General features: G+C 67.1%; 21 protein-coding genes and 2 tRNA genes. 14 read left to right on the plus strand and 9 right to left on the minus strand.

Going from position 1 to position 23,160, the window contains the following annotated elements:
• Positions 1-309 precede the first annotated feature (309 nt).
• Together PW843_08115 and PW843_08120 are read right to left on the minus strand one after the other, a co-directional pair.
• Positions 310-978, minus strand: a complete 669-nt coding sequence (locus PW843_08115) for an aspartyl/asparaginyl beta-hydroxylase domain-containing protein (GenBank protein MDE1146575.1) — start codon at positions 976-978, stop codon at positions 310-312.
• 151 nt (positions 979-1,129) lie between these two features.
• Entirely contained in the window at positions 1,130-3,136 is a 2,007-nt protein-coding gene (locus PW843_08120) for a glycosyl hydrolase family 28-related protein (GenBank protein MDE1146576.1), read from the minus strand.
• 451 nt (positions 3,137-3,587) lie between these two features.
• Here PW843_08120 and PW843_08125 point away from each other — a divergent pair.
• The 3 genes from PW843_08125 (at position 3,588) to PW843_08135 (ending at position 4,231) form a co-directional block, all read left to right on the plus strand.
• Positions 3,588-3,664 (plus strand) — tRNA-Pro (locus tag PW843_08125).
• A gap of 133 nt (positions 3,665-3,797) precedes the next feature.
• A complete protein-coding gene (locus PW843_08130) occupies positions 3,798-4,103 on the plus strand; it encodes an ETC complex I subunit (protein MDE1146577.1) in 306 nt (101 codons plus the stop codon).
• A gap of 51 nt (positions 4,104-4,154) precedes the next feature.
• Positions 4,155-4,231: transfer RNA gene (locus PW843_08135), tRNA-Arg, on the plus strand.
• Positions 4,232-4,236: 5 nt separating this feature from the next.
• Here the strand turns inward: PW843_08135 and PW843_08140 are convergent.
• Entirely contained in the window at positions 4,237-5,160 is a 924-nt protein-coding gene (locus tag PW843_08140) for a LysR family transcriptional regulator (protein MDE1146578.1), read from the minus strand.
• 202 nt (positions 5,161-5,362) lie between these two features.
• Between PW843_08140 and PW843_08145 the strand changes: the two genes are divergently transcribed.
• The 5 genes from PW843_08145 (at position 5,363) to PW843_08165 (ending at position 8,285) form a co-directional block, all read left to right on the plus strand.
• Positions 5,363-5,785, plus strand: coding sequence for a cupin domain-containing protein (locus tag PW843_08145; GenBank protein MDE1146579.1), 423 nt, complete (start codon positions 5,363-5,365; stop codon positions 5,783-5,785).
• A 3-nt stretch (positions 5,786-5,788) separates the two neighbouring features.
• Entirely contained in the window at positions 5,789-6,553 is a 765-nt protein-coding gene (locus PW843_08150; protein ID MDE1146580.1) for an SDR family oxidoreductase, read from the plus strand.
• Positions 6,554-6,571: 18 nt separating this feature from the next.
• Positions 6,572-7,378, plus strand: a complete 807-nt coding sequence (locus PW843_08155; protein ID MDE1146581.1) for a carboxymuconolactone decarboxylase family protein — start codon at positions 6,572-6,574, stop codon at positions 7,376-7,378.
• Positions 7,379-7,443: 65 nt separating this feature from the next.
• Positions 7,444-7,839, plus strand: a complete 396-nt coding sequence (locus tag PW843_08160; GenBank protein ID MDE1146582.1) for a cupin domain-containing protein — start codon at positions 7,444-7,446, stop codon at positions 7,837-7,839.
• Positions 7,840-7,925: 86 nt separating this feature from the next.
• On the plus strand, positions 7,926-8,285 hold the full coding sequence (locus PW843_08165) for a putative quinol monooxygenase (protein ID MDE1146583.1): 360 nt from the start codon (positions 7,926-7,928) through the stop codon (positions 8,283-8,285).
• A 98-nt stretch (positions 8,286-8,383) separates the two neighbouring features.
• Here PW843_08165 and PW843_08170 read toward each other — a convergent pair whose 3' ends face one another.
• From PW843_08170 to PW843_08185, 4 genes are all read right to left on the minus strand, one after another.
• Positions 8,384-10,789 (minus strand): TonB-dependent siderophore receptor, encoded by a 2,406-nt coding sequence (locus tag PW843_08170; protein MDE1146584.1) that lies wholly within the window; start codon positions 10,787-10,789, stop codon positions 8,384-8,386.
• Between the two features lie 109 nt (positions 10,790-10,898).
• Complete coding sequence (locus PW843_08175; protein MDE1146585.1) at positions 10,899-11,843, minus strand: FecR domain-containing protein; 945 nt, start codon at positions 11,841-11,843, stop codon at positions 10,899-10,901.
• Positions 11,844-11,941: 98 nt separating this feature from the next.
• Positions 11,942-12,454 carry a sigma-70 family RNA polymerase sigma factor gene (locus PW843_08180; GenBank protein ID MDE1146586.1) on the minus strand — a complete coding sequence of 171 codons (513 nt, stop codon included), beginning with the start codon at positions 12,452-12,454 and terminating at the stop codon, positions 11,942-11,944.
• Positions 12,455-12,679: 225 nt separating this feature from the next.
• Entirely contained in the window at positions 12,680-14,398 is a 1,719-nt protein-coding gene (locus tag PW843_08185) for a DUF885 family protein (GenBank protein MDE1146587.1), read from the minus strand.
• 257 nt (positions 14,399-14,655) lie between these two features.
• Here PW843_08185 and PW843_08190 point away from each other — a divergent pair, with 257 nt between their 5' ends.
• Positions 14,656-15,171, plus strand: a complete 516-nt coding sequence (locus PW843_08190) for a nuclear transport factor 2 family protein (GenBank protein MDE1146588.1) — start codon at positions 14,656-14,658, stop codon at positions 15,169-15,171.
• Between the two features lie 43 nt (positions 15,172-15,214).
• Positions 15,215-16,042, plus strand: a complete 828-nt coding sequence (locus tag PW843_08195; GenBank protein MDE1146589.1) for a class I SAM-dependent methyltransferase — start codon at positions 15,215-15,217, stop codon at positions 16,040-16,042.
• On the opposite strand, the gene PW843_08200 is transcribed toward PW843_08195, so the two are convergent.
• Positions 16,029-16,943, minus strand: a complete 915-nt coding sequence (locus tag PW843_08200) for an EamA family transporter (GenBank protein ID MDE1146590.1) — start codon at positions 16,941-16,943, stop codon at positions 16,029-16,031. The two genes, PW843_08195 and PW843_08200, sit on opposite strands and share 14 nt — an antisense overlap.
• A gap of 170 nt (positions 16,944-17,113) precedes the next feature.
• Between PW843_08200 and PW843_08205 the strand changes: the two genes are divergently transcribed.
• Together PW843_08205 and PW843_08210 are read left to right on the plus strand one after the other, a co-directional pair.
• Positions 17,114-17,695, plus strand: a complete 582-nt coding sequence (locus PW843_08205) for a flavin reductase family protein (GenBank protein MDE1146591.1) — start codon at positions 17,114-17,116, stop codon at positions 17,693-17,695.
• A gap of 160 nt (positions 17,696-17,855) precedes the next feature.
• Positions 17,856-18,062, plus strand: coding sequence for a hypothetical protein (locus tag PW843_08210; protein ID MDE1146592.1), 207 nt, complete (start codon positions 17,856-17,858; stop codon positions 18,060-18,062).
• A gap of 12 nt (positions 18,063-18,074) precedes the next feature.
• Here the strand turns inward: PW843_08210 and PW843_08215 are convergent, their stop codons facing one another.
• Positions 18,075-20,069 (minus strand): TonB-dependent receptor, encoded by a 1,995-nt coding sequence (locus PW843_08215; GenBank protein MDE1146593.1) that lies wholly within the window; start codon positions 20,067-20,069, stop codon positions 18,075-18,077.
• A 200-nt stretch (positions 20,070-20,269) separates the two neighbouring features.
• Here PW843_08215 and PW843_08220 point away from each other — a divergent pair, with 200 nt between their 5' ends.
• Entirely contained in the window at positions 20,270-21,115 is an 846-nt protein-coding gene (locus tag PW843_08220) for a ferritin-like domain-containing protein (protein ID MDE1146594.1), read from the plus strand.
• Between the two features lie 178 nt (positions 21,116-21,293).
• The gene (locus tag PW843_08225) at positions 21,294-23,144 is read left to right on the plus strand and encodes a DUF885 domain-containing protein (protein ID MDE1146595.1); all 1,851 of its coding nucleotides are present in this window, start codon (positions 21,294-21,296) and stop codon (positions 23,142-23,144) included.
• Positions 23,145-23,160: the final 16 nt, after the last annotated feature.

Below are 23,160 nucleotides of genomic sequence, written 5' to 3' on the forward strand. Positions count from 1 at the left end.
CGGTTCTGCCGGGGGCGTTTGCTGGTATGGACGCCATCAACCTCCTCTGATGGACGGGTTAAGTTCGCCGTCACATCCGCAGAAAGCGTGCCAACCGGCCTGCAGATGATTATGTCTTTGTAAGTAAACGCATTTCTTGGGAGGGCCCCATTAAGTTCGCGAAAATGCAATGGACGTAATTTTCCGCCCGCCCGGTCAAATTTGCCGAGTTGCAAATGTTCAGGAGGACGGGATTTCCCAGTCAGTGCCAGGATTTGGGCCGCTCTAAGCGGGCCGCCGGGCGTCGCGGCGCTCCGCTTTGAAGGGCGTTCAGGCGCCCAGGGCGGCGTAGCCCGATGCCACCGGCTGCCGGGCGCGCCACCGCTGCATCAGGTTGCGGCACTCCTCCGCCAGCGCGAGGCGCTGGGGAAGATCGGCGACAAGCGCCGGCGGAAAGCGCCGGACCAATGCCGCCGTCGGCGCCGCGTCAACGGCCAGGACCACGCGCTGGGCCGCACCCGGATTTTCCACCTGGTGCGGCATGGAGAAGTCACCGGCCCAGAACCGGCCCGGCGGATAGGCTGCGGCCTCATGCCCGACCCAGGTCACGGCGTCGGCCGGCACGACCAAGGGCAGCAGCAGGCGGCACAAGGGCAAATGCAGGGCCTGGTTGTCGAAATGCCACGGCAGAGTGCCGCCGGGCGCCTGGCGCAACAGGGCGACCTGCTGCACCTCCCCGCCCCACCCGTCCAGCAGGCGGGCGACGGACGGCATGAGCGCCAGGGCCGGCGTCGCCGCTGACGGCCGGCCATCGATGCGTTCCAGCAAGGTTATGGCCGACCAACTGCCGTCATGTTCGTAATGGGCGCGCCCTTCGACGCCGAGGCTCCGGTCCAGCATGGCGAACTCGGCCAACAGCGGGGCGGGATCGACCGCCCCATCCATGGGCCCGTGCAACATCAGGCCGCAGCCCGCCGTCCGTTCCTGCCATGAATGCACCGCCACCCCCAAAAAGCCGCAACCCGTGATGGAATTATCCCTGGGCAGTGGCATATGCACTGACACTGGTCAAGTCCATGCGGCTGTCATCACTTCATTAAGAATCAGAGCCGCCCCCTTGAGGGCGGCTCTGACAGCCAAGGTGCGACGCTTACTGGATGACACGCACGTTATAAGCCACCGCGACGGGAGCCGCAGCCAGGCCCGACAGGTTGCACACCTTGACGGTCACCGTGCCGGAAGCGGACACGTAACCCCCGACCGAGAAACCATTACCGGGGTCGGACCCGGCCGGCGTCGCGATGACGGCCATGGCGGTCGTCGCCCCGCTCACCGACACTGTCCCCGTGGCACAGGTGGCATTGGCCAAGGAAGTTCCGCCGATGCTGCCGGTGGTCGCGGTCAGAACCGGGTACAGGGCCCTGCCGTTGGATTGCAGATTACCCGTGACGTTGAAGGTCGCCGTCGTCCCATCAAACGACAGGGACATCGGGAAGTTGGTCGTCGCCTCATTGGACGGGGCGAAACCCCACCAATAAGAGCCGGCAGTGGTGGTCGTGTCCGCACCCAGGTGTAGGAAGCGCGTCTGGGTCCCGTTCTCCTCCATCACCCCCATATTCGGGGCATAGGGACCGAAGAATTGGCCGGTCACCCCGAACGCCTGGGGGAATTTTGTGAAATTCGTCGTCGTGGCATGCAGCGTCGTCAGGTTCGCCGTCGTCGCCGTCAGGGCCGTGGCGCTGACGGATGCGACAGTATAGGGATGCTGATGGAACGAAATTACGGTCCCGCCCTGTTCATAATCGATGACGTCATTCGCATTCACGGCGCCGCCGAAGGTGACGGCACCGCCCGAGCTGGAATACCCATGGCCTTGCACGACATTCAGGCCGCTGGAGGCGAAGAAATTGAAGGGGGTATAGACATTGTACCCAAGGAATTCGTTGCCATAGATCTGGTTGTTCAACACGTTCGCGGTCGTGGTTCCCAGGCATATGGCGTAGGAGTTGTTGCCGGCGGTGGAAACATTGTGGGTGAAGCGGCTGTTTGCGACGATGTTGTCCGACCCGGATATGTCGAACATGCAGGTGCCTTCCGTGGTGGCGAAACTGGCATAGATGCTCAGCTGCGACACATTGTTGCCGCTGGTCAACTTGACCTGCCTGCGCCCGCCTTCCAGGTCGGACATCGACATCTTGACGCCGCCGTTTAGGCACGCCTGATAGGCTACGCGGTTGGTGGCGGTGGCGGCATGCCAGCCATGGATGTGCATCGCGTTGGAAGACGTGTCGAACTGGAAACCACAGTACGTGTTGTCGGCGAGTTGGCTGGCATCAACGGCATAGAGATCGGTATAAAAGCCGTCACTGGGTCCTTGGAACCAGTAGCCCCTGGCACCGGCCGTCAGAACCCAATTGTTGTCATAGGTGCTCTCGTACCCAACAGACAGGGCCTGCGCACGCGCGACGCTGCCGCCGGTTCGGATGCCGTTGCCGTAGACGTTGCGAACAACGTTCCATTCGACCTTCTCATGGGCACCGTATAGCGAAATGCCGTTCTGGAAATCAGGGTTGGCACCCGCAGTCTGGTTGGTGCTGTTACCGTCGATGGTGCAACCGTGGATGTAGACGTTGTGGGCGCCATCCGACGACGTGCCGCCAATGAGCGTCTGGAAATTCTGGGATTCGATGACCGCCGTATTCGCCCCAGCCTTCAGCATGATGACCGGGTCGCCGACGCACATCAGCTCGGTGCCAGTCACCGGCACGATCGGGGAGTCGACCATGACCGCCTTGCCGGTGTTGTAGATCACCACCGCCGCACCGCCCTTCGCCGCCGCCGCGGCGATGGCGCTGTTGATGGCGGCGGCATCGTCGGTCACGCCGTCCTGTTTCGCACCATAATCCTGGACATTCAACGTATCAGCGAAACGGCTGGACATCGTACGGGCGGTATTGGCGCCACTGGCAACCGCAGACGCCGCGGATATGACCCCTGTGTAGCCGTTGGCGTCAATGGTGGCCTGGCCAACCCCGCCGATCTGCGCCGTCAGCGCGTCGGCCGTCGGACCGGTCACCCAGCCGGTCTGCGCCCTTCCCGCCTGCGGGATGCAGAAAACCGCCGCCACCAGCGTGGCAGCGCGTAAGTATTTTCGCATTATCATCTCTCCTTGGAGCTTGGGGCGCCAAAGTCCGAAGAGATGGCGTCCCAAGATCTAAACCGGCAAATAACGGTGAAGGGGTACTAATCGGAACAATCGACTTGGTCTTCAATCAGTGGCCCGCACCACTGGGACGACATATATGAGGGGCGGCGAATACGCCGCCCGGGCGTCCGGCAGGAGCAGGTTGTCCACGGCCTGGCGTGGAAACGCGGCGAACGGATGACACGATCGACGCGCTCCCCGGGATAACCCAGGCATCGCGCCGTCGCGGATCTTCCCGCTATCCCTCATAAAAGGGAATGGGATAAGAACATAATAGGAACATCATTGGCAAGAATTTTGATGGTGCCTTGTCAAGCGCATCCAATCGTTCCCCATTCGGGCCCATCTTTCGTGATTGACCGCGCCTCGGAAAACCGCGTAAACCCTAGCCTCACGATGGGTTCGGGGCGTAGCGCAGTCTGGTAGCGCGACGGTTTTGGGAACCGTAGGCCCCCGGTTCGAATCCGGGCGCCCCGACCATCGTTCCCGGTTTGGCGCCCCCTGCGGGCGACGGCCGGGCCCATCAACCGCCTGCCGGCCCGACCGCACGGGCGTGGCGGGCATCGCCCGTTTCGGCGGGTCGATGTATCGATAGACCGGGGACGTTCCAGAGATGCAGGTTCGTATCTATCAGCCGGCCAAGACGGCCATGCAGTCCGGCCGCGCCAAGACCCAATCGTGGATTCTGGAATATGAACTGTCCACCGCCCGCCGGCCGGAGCCGCTGATGGGTTGGACCAGTTCAGGCGATACCCTGAACCAGGTGAAGCTGACCTTCGACACCGTCGAGGAGGCCGTGGCCTACGCCCAGCGCAAGGGCTGGGACTATGAGGTCATCACCCACAACGACCGCATCGTCCGGCCGAAGAACTACGCCGACAATTTCCGCGCCGACCGTCCCCGCGTCGGCCGCTTCTGATCCCCTACCCGACCCCACGTGCCGACCCGACCCGGGCTGGCACGTCGGCGTGGCCCCGTAGCTCAGTTGGATAGAGCAACCGCCTTCTAAGCGGTAGGTCGCTGGTTCGAATCCAGCCGGGGTCGCCAGCTTTTCAAGCCTGGCTCTGGTCCTCACCACTATCGCTCCAACCTTGGCGTAGCGCTTCGACCATCAGGGCGAAGGCTGGCGACGCTTGCCGGCGGTGGGGGTAATAGAGGTGATAGCCTGCCCAAGGCGGGCACCATTCCTCAAGCACGCGACCAAGACGCCCATCGGCGAGATAGGGCTGCGCCAGGTCCTCGGGCACATAGGCCAGGCCGAAGCCGTCGAGGGCCGCGTCGAGAACCTGGAAGACGCCGTTGAAGACGAGCTGGCCTTCCACGCGCACCTTCAGTTCACGGCCATCCTTCTCGAATTCCCAGGCATACAGCCCGCCATAGGTCGGGAAGCGCAGGTTGATGCAATTGTGGCCGACCAGGTCCTGCGGCGTCTCAGGCACCGGCCGCCCCGCGAAGTACGATGGCGCCGCCACCACCGCGAAACGTACGTCGGGGCCGATCCGCACCGCGATCATGTCCTTGGCGACCTGTTCCCCCCAGCGCACGCCGGCGTCGTAGCGCTCGGCCGCGATGTCGGTCAGCCCATAATCAATCGCGATCTCGACCTTGATGTCGGGATAGTTCGCCAGGAACTTCCTCAGCTTCGGCCAGAGGGCGGACTGGATGGCATGGTCGCCGGCCGTGATGCGGATCGTGCCGGCCGGCTTTTCGCGCAGCCCGCCCAGGGCCTCCAGTTCCGCCTCGATCTCCTCGATCCGCGGGGCGGCGGTCCCCACCAGGCGCTCCCCCGCCTCCGTCAGCGAGACACTGCGCGTGGTCCGGGTGAGAAGGCGGACACCAAGCCGGGCCTCAAGCTGGCGGATGGTCTGGCTCAACGCCGATTGCGAAATGCCGAGCTTGGCCGCCGCCTTGGTGAAGCTGCGTTCCTGCCCCACGCTTATGAGCGCCCGGAGATCGTCCAGATTGCCCTGTCGCATTTATTATCCTGGCTTATAGGTTCATGCCGATTATAGCGGATAGTTGAGTCAGCGTCCCGCGCCTAAATCTTATCCTGCAACGTGACGAGGGGACTTTGGGGGCGGGCGAGCCCGTCCCCGCCACTGTTCCGGACCGTCGTTGCCGCCCCGTCCACCGCATTGGTGGGCCGGCGCGTCCAACCGACCGCCAAGGAACGAGACCATGGGAATCGTACGCGCCGGATCGCAGCCGTCCGCCAAAGGACCTGCCGACTATTTCACGGGCACCGTCCGCATCGATCCGCTGAACAGCCCGCCGGCGCCCGCCCGGGCCCTGACCGCCTACGTCACGTTCGAGCCCGGCGCCCGCACGGCCTGGCACACCCATCCCCTGGGGCAAACCCTGATCATCACGGCCGGCTGCGGCTGGACCCAATGCGAGGACGGCCCGATCGAGGAGATCCGCGCCGGTGACGTCGTCTGGTGCCCGCCGGGGCACAAGCACTGGCACGGTGCCACATCGACCACAGCGATGACCCACCTTGCCGTCACCGAAGCCCTGGACGGCAAGGCGGTCGATTGGATGGAGAAGGTCACCGATGAGCAATACCTCGCCGGTTTGACCAATACGATGACAGGAGCATAACCCATGAACATCTCATTCGCAGGCAAGGTCGCGCTGGTCACCGGCGCCGCATCGGGCCTGGGTCTTGCGACAGCGACGCTGTTCGCGGAATCAGGCGCCGCCGTGGCACTTGCCGACTGGAACGAAGCCGCCGTCCAGTCGGCGGCCGCCGACCTGGCGGCCCAGGGGCACCGGGTCATCGCCATCGCCTGCGACGTCGCCGACGACACCCAGGTCGAGGCCATGGTCACGCGGACGGTCGCGGCCTTCGGCCGCCTGGACGTCGCCTACAACAATGCCGGCGTCCAGAACGTCCTGGCGGAGACGGCCGATACGACGCCAGAGGATTACGACCGCGTCATGGGCATCAACCTGCGCGGGGTGTGGAGCAGCATGAAGTTCGAGCTGCGGCAGATGCGCCGGCAGGGCGGCGGCGCCATCGTCAATTGCTCCTCCCTCGGGGGGCTGGTCGGGGGGGCCGAGCGCGGCATCTATCACGCGGCCAAGCACGGGGTCATCGGCTTCACCAAGAGTGCCGCCCTGGAATATGCGGCCCGGGGTATCCGCGTGAACGCCGTTTGCCCCGGACTGATCTGGACACCAATGGCCGACCAGATGGTCGCCGCCGGCCAGGGTGAAGCCCTCAAGGGCATGGAAAAGATGATCCCCATGGCGCGGGTCGGCCGGCCCGAGGAAATCGCGAACACCGTCGTCTGGCTGTGCAGCGACGCCGCCAGCTATGTGACCGGCCAGTCCATCTCGGTGGATGGCGGCTTCATCATGCGCTGACACGGGCGGTGCACGGCCATGAAATTGAACAGGATCGCGGTCGCGACGGCACTGGCGCTGGTCTTCACCACGCCGGTTCCGGTGATCGCCGCGCAGGCAAAGGAAGATCACCCCATGACAACCGTATCCGCCCCCAGCTGGGACGACATCCGCGCCGTTTCCCCGGCATTGGAGAAGTACACCAAGGGCATGCTGCTGGATGAGTTGTGGCACCGCCCGGGCCTGTCGCCGCGCGACCGCAGCATCGTCACCCTGGCGGTCCTGATCACGCGCGGCCAGACGGTGGAATTGCCCTATCACGTCAACCTGGCGCTGGATAACGGCGTCAAGCCGGCCGAGATTTCAGAGATCGTCACCCACCTGGCGTTCTATTCCGGCTGGGCCAATGCGACTGGGGCCATCGCGCCGATCAAGCAGGTCTTCGACCGCCGCGGCATCGGCGCCGACCAGTTGCCGCCCGCCTCGCCCCCACTGCTGCCCCTGGACCAGGCGGCAGAAGACAAGCGCGCGGCGATGGTGGAACAGAACGCGGGCCCGGTGTCGCCCGGCCTGGTCCATTTCACCGGTGAGGCGCTGTTCCGCGACCTGTGGCTGCGCCCCGGTTTGGCGCCCCGCGACCGCAGCCTGGTGACCATCAGTTCCCTGATCGCGTCCGCCCAAGTGGCGCAGATCACCTTCCACCTGAACAAGGCCATGGACAACGGCCTGACCAAGGCGGAAGCGCAGGAGGTGCTGACCCAACTGGCGTTCTACGCCGGCTGGCCCAACGTGTTCTCCGCCGTGCCGGTGGTGAAGGCGGTGTTCGAGGCGCGGGGCCAGCAATGAAAATGGTCGCCAGCGCGGCCTTGGCGCTCAGCCTGCTGTTCGCGGCGCCGGCATTCGCCGACAGCATCCAGATCACACCCAACGGAGCCCATCCTTCCCTGAAGGGCTCACCCCAGACCTTCACCGGGTCCGTGGTGGTGGACAGCCTGTTCAGCACGGCCGATCCGTCGCACGTCAGCGGCGGGCACGTGACCTTCGCCCCCGGCGCCCGGTCCGCCTGGCATACCCATCCGGCCGGCCAGATCCTTATCGTCACGGCCGGGACCGGCTGGATCCAGGAATGGGGCGGCGAGAAGCGGGAGATCAAACCGGGGGACGTCATCTGGATCCCGCCGGGGGTGAAGCATTGGCACGGCGCCACCGCCACCAACGGCATGAGTCATATCGCCATCCAGGACACGGTGGACGGCCGCAATGTCGATTGGCTGGAACAGGTCAGCGACGCGCAGTACGGCGGATGACGGGGCGGTGCCGTGGCCCCGGCTGACGCGAACCACCCACCAGCCCCCCCGGGAGACCCGTTATGAAAGGTTGGAGACTTGTCATCATGGCCGCATCTCTGCTCACCCCGCTTGCCCAGCAACCGGCACTGGCGGCCGAAGGCCCCGTGGTCCGCATCGCGGAACTGGAAATCGATCCGGCGCAACTGGATGCCTACAAGGTCGCCGTGAAGGAAGGGATAGAGACGGCCGTTCGGGTGGAGCCGGGCGTGCTCGCGATCTATTCCGTGGCGGTGGAGGGCCATCCCACCAGCCTGCGCTTCTTAGAAATCTACGCCAGTGAAGCAGCGTATGAGGCGCACATCCAGTCGGCCCATTTCCAGAAATACTTCCAGGCGACGAAAAACATGATCACCGCCCGGACACTGATCCGGACCGATCCGGTCATCCTGGAAGCCAAGCATTAGAGCGGAACGCGATCAGGTGGAATCACCTGATCGTGTAAATCCGCTCTATCATGAACAGCTTACGAGCAAGATGCGATCATGCCTGATCGCATCTTGCTCTAATACGTCATGCGCACCGAGAACAGCATGTTGCGCGGATCGCCGTAGTAGTTGTTGGACCCCGACCAGGTGACGGTCTGGTAATAGCGGCGGTCGGTGATGTTGTTGACCGTCAGCGACGCCTGCCAATGGTCGTCCAGCTTGTAGCCCACCTGGCCGGAGAAGACGGCGTAGCCGCCGGCCCGCACGCCGTCCGACCCCGTCAGGGAGGATGAGGCCAGGACGCCGCCCCCCACGTTGAACCGGTCCAAGGGGCCGCCGGTGAAGCGGTAGCTGCTCCACAGCTTGAAGTTATGGTGCGGCGTCACGGCGGCGTTGTAGGCCTGGCCCTGCTGGGTTGCATCCTTGGCGTACTGGGCGTCCAGATAGGTGTAGCCGGCCGTCAGGTCCCAGCCGGGCAGCGGGCTGCCGCTGACCTCGACCTCCGCCCCCTTGGTCTCCACCTCACCCGTCGCGATGTAGAAAAAGCTGCCGACGGGGTAGTTGTAGGCGCGGTGGTTGTCCTGCAGGTCGAACAGCGCGCCGGAGATGTTCAGCTTGCCATCCATCAGGGCGGCCTTGGCCCCAACCTCATACTGCTCGCCACTGCGCGGTGGCAGGGACCCGCCGCTTGCGGTGGTGGAGGTCTGGGGCACGAACACGTCGGCATAACTGGCGTACAGCGACACCTCCGGCGTCAGGTCGTAGATCAGGCCGGCATAGGGGGTGGCCTTGTGGTCGGTGGCGCCGGGCGACTCCGTCATTGCCACGGCCGAGCCATAGTCGCCATTGCCCGAACTGGCGCGGTAATGGGTCAGGCGGCCGCCCAGCACGGCGGTCAGCGGGTCCAGCAGGCTAAGCCGCACCTGGCCATAGACGCCATACTGTTCCGTGGCGGTGCGGTAATCGCCGGTCGGCACGTCGTGCGGGTCGGCGAACAGCGGCCCGAAGATGTCCACGCCGGAGAAGGAACTGCCGCCGTACTGGTCCTTGCTCTCGGTCTTGTCGTAGTTGGCACCGATCAGCAGCTGGTGGGTGCGGCCCAGCAGGTGGAAGGACCCGGTGGCGTTCACGTCGGCCGCCAGCCAGCTGTAATTCGTGCGGTCGATGGAGGTGCCGTAGTCGGCGGTGTTGGTGGCGGGATCGACACCGCTCTGCGTCGCGGCATAACGCACGACGCTGTTGGTGTCGCGATAGCGCAGGCTGCCCTGCACCTGCCAATCGCTGTCGAATTTGTGCGTGAGCTCGCCGAAGAATTCCTGGGTCGTCTGGTTGCCGCGCGTCCAGTCCGGATCGGCGTTGAACGACCGGGAAACGTCCAGCAATTGCCCGTCGGTGTAGCTGGGCAGGCCCTGGGAAATGCCCTGGCGGTTGTTCTGCTGCAATGTGGCGGACACGGACAGCAAGGTATCCGGCGTCAGGTCGGCATCGACGATGCCATAGGCCGTGCCGGCGCGGGCGTGCGAGCCCTGGTAAAAGAAGTCCTGGTCCTGGCCGGCAACGACGGCGCGGCCCCGGATGGTGCCGGACGCGTTCAAGGGGCCGGTGATGTCGGCGTCGCCATGGAAGTCGTTCCAGGAACCGGCGGCGAACCCGCCGGAAACCTGAAAGGTGTCCAGCGGGTGCTTGCGGGCGAAGTTGACCACGCCGCCCGGCTCACCCGAACCCTGCAACAGGCCGGCCGAACCCTTCAGCACCTCGATCCGGTCATAGATCGCCAGGTCGAACTGCGGGTTGCCGGTGTCCAGCGAGGCGGTCGACGGCACGCCGTCATACTCCGACGACAGGGCATAGCCCCGGGCATAGTATTGGGAGCCCAGATAGGGATTGCCGTTGGTGGCCACCGTGATGCCGGGCACGTAGCGCATGGCATCCTCAATGGTGAACAGGTTCTGGTCATCCAGCTGCTGCCGGGTCACCACCGACACCGACTGCGGGATCTCCCGCAAGGTCAGCGGCATCTTGCCGGCCACGGTGGCGGCATGCGCCGCGTAGTCGTGCGTGCCTTCCGAGCGGGCGGCGTCATTGCCGCCCGTGGTGGCGTCGGCGCTGCCTTCCACCTTCAAGGTGCCCAGCTGCAACGCGGTGTCGCCCGCCTTGGGCGCCGGCACGATCAGTACGGTGTTGGTCCCGGCCGGGCTATAGGTGAAACCGCTGCCGGCCAGCAGCCGGGCCAGGGCGTCCAGCGGGGCATAGCCGCCCGCGACCCCCGCCGTCCGCGCCGTGCGGATCAACGCCCCGTCCACCGTCACCTGCAAACCCGACTGCGCCCCGAAGATCACCAGGGCCGGCGCCAGATCCTGCGCCGGGATGTCGAAACGGCGCTCCGCAGTGGTCTGCGCCAGGGCCATCGGCGCCACTGCCGGCACGCCCGCCGCCATCACCAGCCAGACCGCCGTCATCATGGCCCGCCGGCCCAACCCCATGCCCCTCATCATCCTATCCCCAATCATCGTTCATCGACCTGGACGCGACTGTGTCTCAATCGCGGTTGGTCATTGACGAAACAGGGTCGGCGGATTTTCAAAAAAAGTTTCAGGCGGGGGAAATCACCAGCAGCCAGGGGGTGATGCGCCGCACCTCCGCCCCATGGGGCCGGACCAGGGCACGCACGGCGCCCTCTGGATCGGTCAGGTCGAAACTGCCGGTCACGCTCTGCCCGGCCAGGCGCTCGTCCGACAGCAGGATGAGGCCGCTGTAATAGGGCCGCAGGGCCGCCACCACCTCGGCCAGGGGACGGTCGATCACCGCCAGCGTACCACGGGTCCAGCCGCCCACCGTTTCGGGCGGGCGGCGCCCGTCGGCGACCGTGGCGCCGTCCATCGCCAGCCAGTCGCCGGCATGCAGCTCGCGCGCATCGGGGGCACCGTCGTACCGGACGCTGACGGCCCCCTCCCGCACCGCCACGGCACCACCCTGCCCCTGGCGCACCACGTCGAAGGCCGTGCCAATGTCGGACGTGGTCATGCCGCCGGCCACCACCTGGAACGGGCGGGCCGGATCGTGGGCCACGGCGAAATACCCCTCACCCGCCAACAGGGTGACACGGCGGCCGGTGGGCGAGAAGTCGATACGGATGGCGCTTTGCGGTGCCAGGGTGACGGTGCTGCCGTCGGCCAGGGCGATCACGCGACGCTCCCCCACCCCCGTCCGCTGATCGGCTGCCAGGTAGCGGACCAGCGTCGGCGCCAGCAGCGCCAGGACCAGGCAAGCGGCCACGGCGGCCCCCGCCGGCAAGGCCCAGCGCGACCGCTGCCGGACCGGTGGGAAGGGGGCGACCTGGCCGGTTCCGTGCCGGCCGATCAGTCCCGACACCCGGTTGGCGTGGTGCCAGGCGGCCTCATTCTCCGGCGCCTCGGTCCGCCATTGATCGCACCGCGCGCGCAGGGTCGCGTCGGTCGGCGCCTCCGCCAGGCGGATCAGCCAGTCGACCGCCTGGTCCAGCGCGCGGTCGTCGGTGTCGGGCGGCGCTGCCGTCATCGGGGTCCCTCTTGCGGCACGGGTGCGGCCCCGGCCTGGTCGGTCGCTACAGAGACGAAGACACCCGTCCCGATTTTCAGGGGAATCGACATCGCCCGTCAGGTTCCGCGCGGAACGCGACGGGCGCAATGCTTCAGGCCGTCCGCCACCAGGCCATGCGCCAGCCCCACGGAGATGCCCAGCGCCGCCGCCACCTCCTTCAGGGTGCGCCCCTCCGCCCGGTGCAGGATCAGGGCGCGGCGGGTGCGTTCCGGCAACTCATCCAAGGCGGACAACAGCTGCCGCAGTTCGCCGCTGGCCTGGACGGCGTTCTCCGGCGAAGGCGCGTCGCTGGGCACCCTCTCGGCGATGGAAGCCAGGTCGTCGTCGCCCCAGGCGCGCTCCAGCCGCGCCCGGCGGCGACCGTCGATCGCCAGGTTGCGCACGATGCGGTAGAGGTAGTTCAGCGGCCGGTCCAACGCCCGCGCCGGTTCCGCCTGGTGCAACCGCAGCCAGGCGTCCTGCACCACGTCCTCGGCCGAGGCCTGGTTGCCGGTGATGCCGCAGGCATAGGCCACCAGGGCGGCGCGGTGCGCCTCATACAGATCCTGGGCCTTGCGGTCGCGTGCCACCCCGTCGCCCCCTTACCCCAGCATATTGCGAATCATTCACAAACGCGCTTGTACCCGCCGTCGGCAATCGGGGCAAGGGCCGCCTTGCCGGCCCATATCAGCGGCATGCCCATGCCGCTGTAGGACGCTCCCCTCGTCCGCCGGAGCTTTCCGGGTAGCGTAGCGGACTGGAAAGCGAGGACAAGGCCAAGCGGCCGGATGGCCACGCCCGCCGCTTGAGGGAAATCAACGAGACTGGCCAGCGATCCACCGGTCCATCTGGTCGTGCAGGATGGCCATGGGCATGGGGCCGTCGTCCAGCAGGGCGTCGTGGAAGGCGCGGATGTCGAAGCGGGCCCCCAGCGCCTGTTCCGCCCGGTGGCGTTCATCCAGGAAGCGCAGTTCGCCCACCTTGTAGGCCAGCGCCTGGGCCGGCCAGGCGATGTAGCGCTGAGTCTCGCCCACAACCACCCGTTCCGGCAGGGCGGTGTTCTCCCGCAGGCAGCGTTCCGCCTGGTCGGCACTCCAGCCCTTCCAGTGGATGCCCACGTCCATCATCAGGCGACAGGCCCGCCACATGTCGAAGGACAGGCGACCGAAACGTTCATAGGCCGTGCGGTAGACGCCCATGTCCTCGCCCAACTGCTCGGCATAGAGCGCCCAGCCCTCGATGAAGGCCGTCGGTTCGTCCCGGCGGCGGAAGGCCGGCAGGTCGGTGTTCTCCTGGCTGAGCGCGATCTGCAGATGATGGCCGGGCACACCCTCATGCAGGATCCAGGACGGCAGGCCGAACAGCGGGTCGCCATAGGATTTGGAGCCGACCACCACCCGGCCGGGCACGCCCTTGGCCGGGTCGCCCAGATCATAGCCGCTGGACGACCCCTCCTGTTCCGGCGGCTTCTGGCGGATGGTCCAGGTCAAGCGCGGCAGCCGGCCGAACCACAGCGGCAGCAGGCCGTCGATGCGCTTGCCGATCTCACTGGCCTTCTCGACATAGGTTTCCAGGTCGGGGGCGTAAAACTGCTTGTCGGTGCGCAGCTTCACCAGGAAATCCGCCATGGTGCCGGTGTAGCCGGTGGCCCGCATGGCCGCCTGCATCTCACCCTTGATGCGCGCCACCTCGCGCTCACCCAGGGCGTAGACGGCGTCGGGCGTCAGGTCGGTGGTGGTGGAGCGGCGCACGGCGTAGGCGTAATAGTCGCGGCCGCCGGGCAGGCTGGCAGCGCCCAAGGCGGCGCGGGCGTGGGGCAGGTACTCCGTCTCGAAGAAGACCACCATCTGGCGCTGCGCCGGCTTCACCGCCTGTTCCACCGCCGCCAGCGCATCGGCGCGCAAGGCGGCCTGGCGGTCGGTCGGGATGGTGGCGGGCAGGACCTTCAGCGGCGATAGCAACGGGCTGGCATCCGCCGGCTGGTCGGCCGCCACCTTCAGGATGCCAAGTGCCGAGGCCGCGGTGGGCCGGGGCTGGACGAAACCGGTGGCGATGCCCCGGCGCATGTTGTCCGTCTGCTGCGCATAATAGGCCGGCAGGGCGCGCAGCCGCGCGATCCAGGCCTGGGCGTCGGCCTCGGTCCGGATGACGGTGGTGGCGGCGGCATAGTTGGCGGTGTTGAAGAAGCCGTCGCCATTGTCGAAGGGAATGCGGTCCTCGTCAAACCGGGCGCCTTCCACCAGGATGCCCAGGCGCCAGCCCAGCAGGCGGCGGGTCAGCGCCTCCTCACCATCCGGTGCGGAGGCCGGCAGATGGTCCAGCCGGTCCTTCAGGGCGGCGTAGGCATGGGCGCGACGATCGGCGGCGGCCTTGCCCACGTCCGGCCAGCCGGGGCCGTTGTCCGCACTCGTCTCCCGGTCCACAGTGTCGTAGTCGGCGATAAGCTGATCGACGGCGGAGGGCGCCTGGGCCCGCGCTGGTGGGACGCCCAGGGCAAGCCCCAGAACGCAGAACGCGACCGCCGCACGGATCATGTGAGCCCCCTGTTGTGTCAGCCTTATCTCCGAAGCCTGATGCTTTGGATATTGTATGTCAAATATCTTATCCAATTATCGGCGGCGCATTGCCCCGGGCCGGAGGGCGGCGCCCAACCGTATAAGAGGGGTACCAGGCAGCCACAGCCCTTCCACGCCGCCACCCCAGAGTCGCCACATTGGCGGCGCATCAGGGGCCATCGGGAAGCATGCCCCCCCTGGGGCGGCGTCCGATGGTTTCAGTCGAAGAGGAAAGAATGCGTCGTCTGATCGTGTGTGGCCTGGTCATCCCCTGTTGCCTGCTGGCGGGTGCCGGCATGGCGGCCTCGTCCACCAGCAAACAGCCCCCCGCCAACCAGGAGGCCGGCGCCACCAGCACGCGCATTCCCGACGCCCGAGCGGAGGGGGAGGCCAACCGCCAGACGGTGCTGGATTTCTATGACGCCTTCTTCAACAAGCACGACCTGTCGGCCGCCGACCGCTACGTCGCCCAGGATTTCAAGGCGCACGATCCAGGCATGGCCGACGGCCGCCACGCCTTGCAGGACACCTACGCCGAAATTTTCCAACGGTCCCCCCAGGCCAAGGTGGAGGTGGTGCGCAGCGTGGCCCAGGGCGACCTGGTGATGCTGCACGTCCATAGCATTCCCACGCCCGGCGACCGGGGCGACGCGGTGGTGGACATCTTCCGTGTCGCCGACGGCAAGATCGTGGAACATTGGCGGGTCAGCCAGCCCGTGCCGGCCACCGCCAACGGCGACGACGTGTTCTAACTCCCGTACACTTCCTCACGTCAGCAGGAGGAAGCGCCGCGCCATGGATGAGACACCGCCCAAGCTGCCGCCGGGCCTGAGCGGCGTGCCGGAAACCATGCTGTGGACGCTGCACAACCGCGCGGCGGAGGCGATGCGGCCCAACGCCAGCTTCCACGACCCCGAGGCCGTCCGCATCTATCAGGCGCTGGCCTATGATTATGAGCGGCACTTCGGCCGGGCCGACGGGTCGCACGCCATGCGCGCCGCCGCCATCGACGCCCTGCTGCGCCGCTGGCTGGAAAGCCATCCCGACGGCACGGTGGTCTCATTGGGCGAAGGGCTGGAAACCCAGGTGCGGCGGGTGGACAACGGCCGCCTGACCTGGCTGACGGTGGATTTGCCGGAAGGCATCGCCCTACGCGACCACTTCCTGCCGCCCACGGAACGGACCCGCCACATCGCCGCCGACGCCCGCGACCCCGCCTGGATGGACCAGGTGGACCCGTCCCGGGGCGTGCACATCGTGGCCCAGGGCCTGTTCATGTACCTGAAGGAGGACGACGTGCGCCAACTGGTGACCACGCTGGCCCAGCGTTTCCCCGGGGCGGAACTGGTGTTCGACACCATCCCCGCCTGGCTGTCGCGCCTGACCCTGCGCGGCCTGAACCGCACGGCGCACTACCAACTGCCGCCCATGCCTTGGGGCATCGACGGGGATGACGTGGTCCGCACGCTGGGCGCCTGGTCACCCCATCTGGCGATGATCGAGACGTTGGAATACCGCATGCCCCGGGGCCTGCCCCGCCTGATGGATACGCTGTTCCGCCTGACCCCGCCCCTGCGGCACAAGCTGCCGGGGCTGACGCGGGTGGTGTTCAGTCGGCCGTGACAGGCACGGGTGCCGGCGCACGCCGCAAACGCTTCGGCCCCAGCACCAGCAGGTTGCCGGCCACCGCCAGGCCCAGCCCGGCGAAGGCCGCCGGCGACCAGTGATAGCCCTCGAAGAGGGTGGAGATGATCAGCGCCAGGATGGGGATCATGACGGCGACGTAGCCGGCGCGGTCGGCCCCGATGCGGCCGATCAGCGAGAAATAGGAGAGGAAGGCGACCACCGACCCGAACAAGGCCAGGTAGCTGAGCGAGGCCACGTAGGTGAGGGTGGCCGGAAAGGTGAAGGTCGCACCGCGCACCAGCGCCACCCCCACCATGAGGGCCGAGCCGAACGCCATGCTCCATGCCGTCACCGGCAGCAGGGGCAGGCCCCGCCGGGCGCCACGCTGCACCGTGATGCTGCCCACCGACGCGCTGAAATTGCTGAGCATGACCAGCGCCAGGCCCACGGCCGCCGCCCCGGTCAAGCCCCCCACCCGCAGTTCGGGCAGGAACAGCAGCACCACGCCGGTCATGCCCACCAACCCGCCCAGCAGCACCAGCGGCCGGATGGGCTGGCGCAGGAAGAGGCGGGCGTTCAGCACGTTCATCAGGCTGAGCGCCGACCCCGCCACCGCCACCAGGCCGGAAGGCAGGCGTTCCGTCGCCATGTAGACCAGCAGGTAATTGATCGAGAAATTGAAGGTGCCGACCATCGCCACCTGCCCCCAGGCGTGCCGGGGCGGGATCAGCCGCTGGCGCCGCAGCACCAGCCAGCCCATCAGCAGTACTGCCGCCAGGCCGAAGCGGTAGGCCACCGACAGCGCCGGATCCACGGTTCCCAACTGGAACTCGATCACATACCAGGTCGATCCCCAGATGAGGATGGTGGCGAGGTAAAGGGCCAGGACCTGGGACATGGGAAGGGCAATCCGTCAGCGGCGCGCGCGACAACCTGTCGGCGCGGGCGGCAACGTTAGAGCGACCGTTGCGACCGGCCAATCCGTTTCTTGTGCCCATGACATTTTTCACCTCCGCCTCGCCCCACATGGGGTAAACCGGTCGCATCATCAGCTTGGGGATCAGCAGCATGGACGGCACGTTTCTTCCGGTCCCGTTGGAAAAGGCCTATCGGCTGGTCACCCACGGCCCCACCGTGCTGGTGTCGGCCAGCCACGACGGCACCGACGACGTGATGGCGGCGGCCTGGGCCTGCGCCCTGGACTTCGCCCCGCCCAAGGTGACGGTGGTGCTGGACAAGGCCACGCGCACGCGGGAACTGATCGAGGCCAGCGGCCACTTCGCCCTGCAAATCCCCACCGTGGCGCAGGTGGATCTGGTGCAGGGCGTGGGCAACGAAAGCCTGCGCGACGCGCCGGACAAGCTGGCCCGCCATGGGGTGGAATTGTTCCGCCTGGACGGCCACGTCCCGCCCTTCGTCACCGGCTGCTCCGGCTGGCTGGCCTGCCGCGTGGTACCGGAACCGCACAACCAGCAGGCCTACGACCTGTTCATCGGCGAGGTGGTCGGCGCCTGGTCGGACACCCGCGCCTTCCGCGATGGCCACTGGCAGTTTGAGACGGCCGATCCGAAGTGGCGCAGCCTGCACCACGTGGCCGGCGGCCATTTCTACGCCATCGGCGAGGCGGTGGAGGCCCACGCCGAGCCCTAACCGAAAGGATCTGAACTTTTTCTGTGATCACCCCGCCCTGTTAGCAACCTGTTCATTTTCGGGGGTGTAAAAATAGCGTCATGAGCTTCCACGAGATTACATCCCGCCACAATCCTTCCACAATAAAGGATCAGGTTTCGGGGTGTCAGGAGTAGGGATCATGACCGCCGTGTTCAATAAAGACCGCCTGGTGACTTTGACCCTCTGGGTGGTGCTGCTGAGCATCGCCTGGTCCCTGCCCGTCCTCAGCTACGTCCGTTCCGAGCACGAACGCGCCCTGGTGAAGTCCGGCCACTACTACAAACCCGCCTTCCCGGCGGAGTTCTACGTGAACCAGCAAGCCGCCAATACCACCACCCCGCGCTAAGCCCCGGCACGACTACCATTTGACGCGCACCCCGCCGGACATGATCCGCCCGGGGGCCACGGCCACCAAGCCATCGATGCGCCGCCCTGATTCCACCGTCCGGTCGAACAGGTTTTCCGCCGTCGCGAAGACATCCAGATAATCCCGCGCATGCCATGTGCCCGACAGGTCGACCGTGACCTTGGGCGCCAGCGACCGCGTGTTCAATCCATCCTCATACTGCTGGCCGCTGGCCTTGGCCCGCGCCGCGGCGGTGAAGGCCTGCGACGGGGTCCAGGTCAATTCGGCGCTGCCCTGGTGCAGGGGGCTTTGCGCCAGCCGCTTGCCCACCAGCGCCGAATAGCCGTCGGCGCCCAGCACGGTGGACCGGCTCCACAGATAACCCAGGCCCAGATCCAGCGTCGGGTCCAAGGTCCAGGTGGCGCGCATCTCCATCCCCTCCGCCCGCACGCGGTCCAGGTTGCGGCGCTGGGCGAAGGTGCCGCCCGCCGGCACCACGACGTTGAAGCCCGGCACCGTGCCCGGCCGGTCGGTGACCAGCACGTTATCCACCGCGTCGGTCACGCCGTCGTGATAGGCGGTCAGGCTGACGACCGGACCGGCGGCGGGCTGCCAGGTGATGCCGGCCTCCGCCCCGACCAGGCGCTCAGGCTTCAGCTGGGCGTTGGCCTCGATGATGTCGTTGCCGACGCGATAGGGGCGGTACAGTTCATTGATGGTGGGCAGGCGGAAGCCGGTATAGGCGGCGGCGCGCACCGTCCAGGCGGGATCGACCTTCCAGTCCGCCCCCAGCCGCGCGGTCGGCAATGCCCCGCCGCGATCATCGTAATGGTCATCGCGGGTCAGCAAACCGGTCTTCAGCGACCGTTCCACCCGGTGGCCGTCGGTCAGGGACCAGCCGTCCAGCCGCACGCCGCCGTGCAAGTCCACGGCCGGCAGCAGCGGCCAGGTCTGTTCCGCGTACACGCCCCCCACCAACTGGTCGCCGCCGGCATCGCGGTCGCCCTGGAAGATTCCGGCCACCGGCTGGAACCGTTCATGCGTGGCCCCGCCGGCCCAGCGCAGATCGGCGCCCAATTCCGTGCGCCGGCCGTCGCCTTCGTCCACCGTGGTGGCCAGCGAGCCGCCGGCGGACGTGGCCGGCACCCGGTACTGATCCAGCGCCGGCGTCTCCGCGGTGCGGGTGGCGTTGACGGAGGAGAAGCGGTTCTTGAAGACGTAGCGGCGCAGGTACAGCGTGCCGTGCCAGGGCAGGTCCAGCGGCCCATCGGCGTCGGTGAACCGCAGGCTGCCCTCCAGCGCGTCGGTGCCGTTCTCCTGCACGGGCGTGCCGTTGCCGCGATGCTCATGAAAGGCGGAAACGGTGCCGGCCAGTGCCAGGGGCCCCGCCTCGCCCTTGGCCTTCACATCCACCCAGGCGTCGTCCCAGCCGGCCTGGGTGTCGATGGGCCCGCGCTGGTCGGCGCGCACCAGGTAGCTGCCGTCGCTGCGGCTGGCGTGCGCCATGATGGCGACGTTACCGGCCACCGCACCGGCCGTCCCCTCGGCCAGGCCGTTGCTGCCGGCCCGTACCTCCGCCCCGTCCATCGGCTTGGTGGTGATGCGGATGACGCCGTCCAGCGCCTGGTTGCCCCAGGGGCCCGCCCCGCTGCCCTCGGTGATGGCGACCGAGGCGACGGATGCGGTGGGCAGGCGGCTCCAGTATACCCAGCCGCCGAAGGGATCATTGACCGGGATGTCGTCCACCAGCACCAGGGTACGGCCGGCACCATTGGGTCCCAGCGCGCGCAAGGATATGCCCTGCGAGGTGGGGTGGGCGCTGGTGCTGCCCGTACGGCGGAACAGGGAAAAGCCGGGCACGCTGCGCAAGGCCTCGTCCAGCCGGCGCTCCGGTGCCGCATCCAGCCAGGGGGTGTCCAGCTGTATCGTGCCGTAGATGCGTTCCGTGGCGGCGTCGGGCGGCACGCGGCCGGTGACGATAACGGTCGGCACATCATTGGCGGACACGTCCTCCGCCCACGCCGGATCGCAAACCAGCCCGGCCACAGCCGCGCCCAAAAGCGCCCGCCCGCCCCTCATGATTTCCCCGCCCCGCTTGTGTTCTTGGCCAGATGGCGTCAAAAAACCGCATGGCACCCTACCACGCCCCCAACCTTCCCTCCGCCGATACTTTAGAACAATTCCAAAGTAATTCGGTCCCCCAACCGTTGCCGGACAGCCTGGCCGCGGCGGCCTGTCATGTGCTGACCACGGCGGATCCCATGGCGAAGGTGCGGTTGAGCCGGGGGTACGCCGCCGCCTGGCGGGCGGGCCTGTTGCCCGACACTCCGGGCCCTGTCCCACCAGACCGCCCGGCCCGGCCGGCGCGACCGGAGCTGAAGCTGCCGCGCGACATGCCCAAGCGGCGCAAGGCCGGCAGCGTGGCGGGCCGCATCGCCCTGCTGCACGCCATCGCGCACATCGAACTGAACGCCATCGACCTGGCCTGGGACATCGTCGCCCGCTTCACCACCCTGCCCGACGGCACGGCCCTGCCCCGTGCCTTCAAGGACGACTGGGTGCGGGTGGCGGATGAGGAGGCCAAGCACCACGCCCTGCTGGCCGACCGCCTGGCCAGCCTGGATGCGGCCTACGGCGACCTGCCGGCCCACGACGGGCTGTGGCAGGCCAGCGAGATGACCGCCCATGACCTGGCCGCCCGCCTGGCCCTGGTGCCCATGGTGCTGGAGGCGCGCGGCCTGGACGTGACCCCGGCCATGATCGCCAATCTGAAGAAGGTCGGGGATGACGACAGCGTCGCCGTGCTGCAGATCATCCATGATGAGGAGATCGGCCACGTCGCCGCCGGCCGCCGCTGGTTCGGCGTGGTGGCCGAGACACTGGGCGTGGAACCGGCGGAGCATTGGCGGGCCCTGGTGCGCCAATACTTCAAGGGCGACATCAAGCGCCCCTTCAACGACGCCTCACGCATCCGCGCCGACTTCCCGCCCGATTGGTACGAACCGCTGGCGCCGGTGGAAACCATCCTGGCGGGCACCGGCTTCACCGACTGAGGCATGGAGCAACCGTTACCGATCAGTAACAAACTGCCCTTGGGCGCCACCCATTGCCCTTGCTACCATCCGCGCCAAGCCGCGCCCCGCGGTTCCCCCCTCCCGCCGTCCGCCTCCGGGCGGCCCCATCACGGTCCCGATCCATCCCATGACTTCTGAAGCCAAAGCCGGAACTTCCATGACCCGCCGTACCCTGCTGCGCCGCGGCCTGATGGCCGGTACCGCCCTGGTGGCGCTGGAGGCCTTGCCGGGCCTGCTGGCGCCTGTCCCCGCCGTCGCGGCGGAGCCGTCGGAAACCGAGAAGGCCCTGAACGCCTTCTTCGAGGATTGCTGGAACGAGGATCTGGCCCGCGACCCGCAGCAGCGCACCGTCCTGGGCCTGCCGGGCCCGCACGACAAGTGGACCATTCCGGATGAGGCCCACCAGCTGGAAAGCCTGCACCTGGCCGAACAGCGCAAGAAGACCCTTGATGGTTTCAAGACGGCCGAGTTGTCGGCCAGCGGGCAGATCAGCGCCATCCTGTTCCGCAATGAGTTGCAGCAGACCCTGGACCAGTATCCCTGGCGCAACCACACCTATGTGATCAGCCAGCTGACGGGCCCGCACACGGACATCGCCAGCTTCCTGATCACCTACCACAACATGACCAGCCCGCAGGACGCGGACGATTATGTGACCCGCCTGCAGGGCATCGCCCCCCTGATGGATGTCTACATCGCCCGCATCACCAAGCAGGCCGACATGGGCGTCCTGCCCCCGGCCTTCGCGTTCAAGTCCATCCTGGAGGCGGCGCGCAACGTCATCACCGGCAAGCCCTTCGCCGCGACCGATGTGGTCACCGCCGCGGAAAGCAGCCCCCTGCTGGCCGACTTCACGGAAAAGGTCAACGGCCTGAAGCTGCCGGAGGCCGACCAGGCCCGCCTGCGCGCCGCCGCCGAAAAGGCCCTGACGGAACAGGTGCAACCCGCCTTCCAGAAGCTGATCGCCAAGGTCGGCGCGCTGGAGGCCAAGGCTACCGCCAGCAACGGCGTCTGGGCCTTGCCGGACGGCGAGAAATTCTACCGCTCGCAAGTGCTGCTGATGACCACCCTGCCCCTGGACCCGGCCGCCGTGCACGCCCAGGGCCTGAAGGAAGTGGCGGCCTTGCAGGATGAGATGCGGGCCATCATGGCCAAGGTCGGCTTCAAGGGCGAGTTGCGCGCCTTCTTCGACTATATGCGCACCGACAAGCGCTTCTACGATCCGGCCACGCCGGAAGGCCGCGCCACCCTGCTGAAGCGCGCCACCGACATCATCGACCATATGCGCACGGATTTGGACCGGTTCTTCCTGACCAAGCCCAAGGCCCCCATCGTGGTCAAGGCGGTGGAAGCCTTCCGCGAAAAGGCCACGGCCAGCGCCTTCTATGAGCCGGCATCCCCCGACGGGTCGCGGCCCGGCGTGTTCTACGCCAACCTCTACGACATGTCGGTCAACCCCATCCCCATGCTGGAAAGCCTCTGCTATCACGAGGGCATCCCCGGCCATCACATGCAGATCGCCATCGCGCAGGAGATGGCGGGCCTGCCCACCTTCCGCCGCTTCATCTGGAACAGCGCCTATGGCGAAGGCTGGGCCCTGTATGCCGAGCGTTTCCCCAAGGAATACGGCTATTACCAGGACCCGTACTCCGACGCCGGCCGCATCGCGTCGGAACTGTTCCGCGCCGCCCGCCTGGTGCTGGACACCGGCATCCACCTGAAGCGGTGGACGCGCGAACAGGCCATCACCTACATGAACGCCAACACTGCCAACCCCGAGCACGACAACATCACGGAGATCGAGCGTTACTTCGTGTGGCCGGGCCAGGCGCTGGCCTACAAGATCGGCATGAACAAGATCCTGGAACTGCGCGAGGCCGCCAAGGCCAAGCTGGGCCCCAAGTTCGACATCCGTGCCTTCCACGACACCGTCCTGACCTCGGGTTCCGTCAACCTGCCCGTGCTGGAAACCCTGGTGCAGGATTGGGTGAAGCGCACGGCCGCCTGACCCGCCGCACTGTTCA

The sequence above is a fragment of the Azospirillaceae bacterium genome, assembly GCA_028283825.1.
Taxonomy (GTDB): domain Bacteria; phylum Pseudomonadota; class Alphaproteobacteria; order Azospirillales; family Azospirillaceae; genus Nitrospirillum.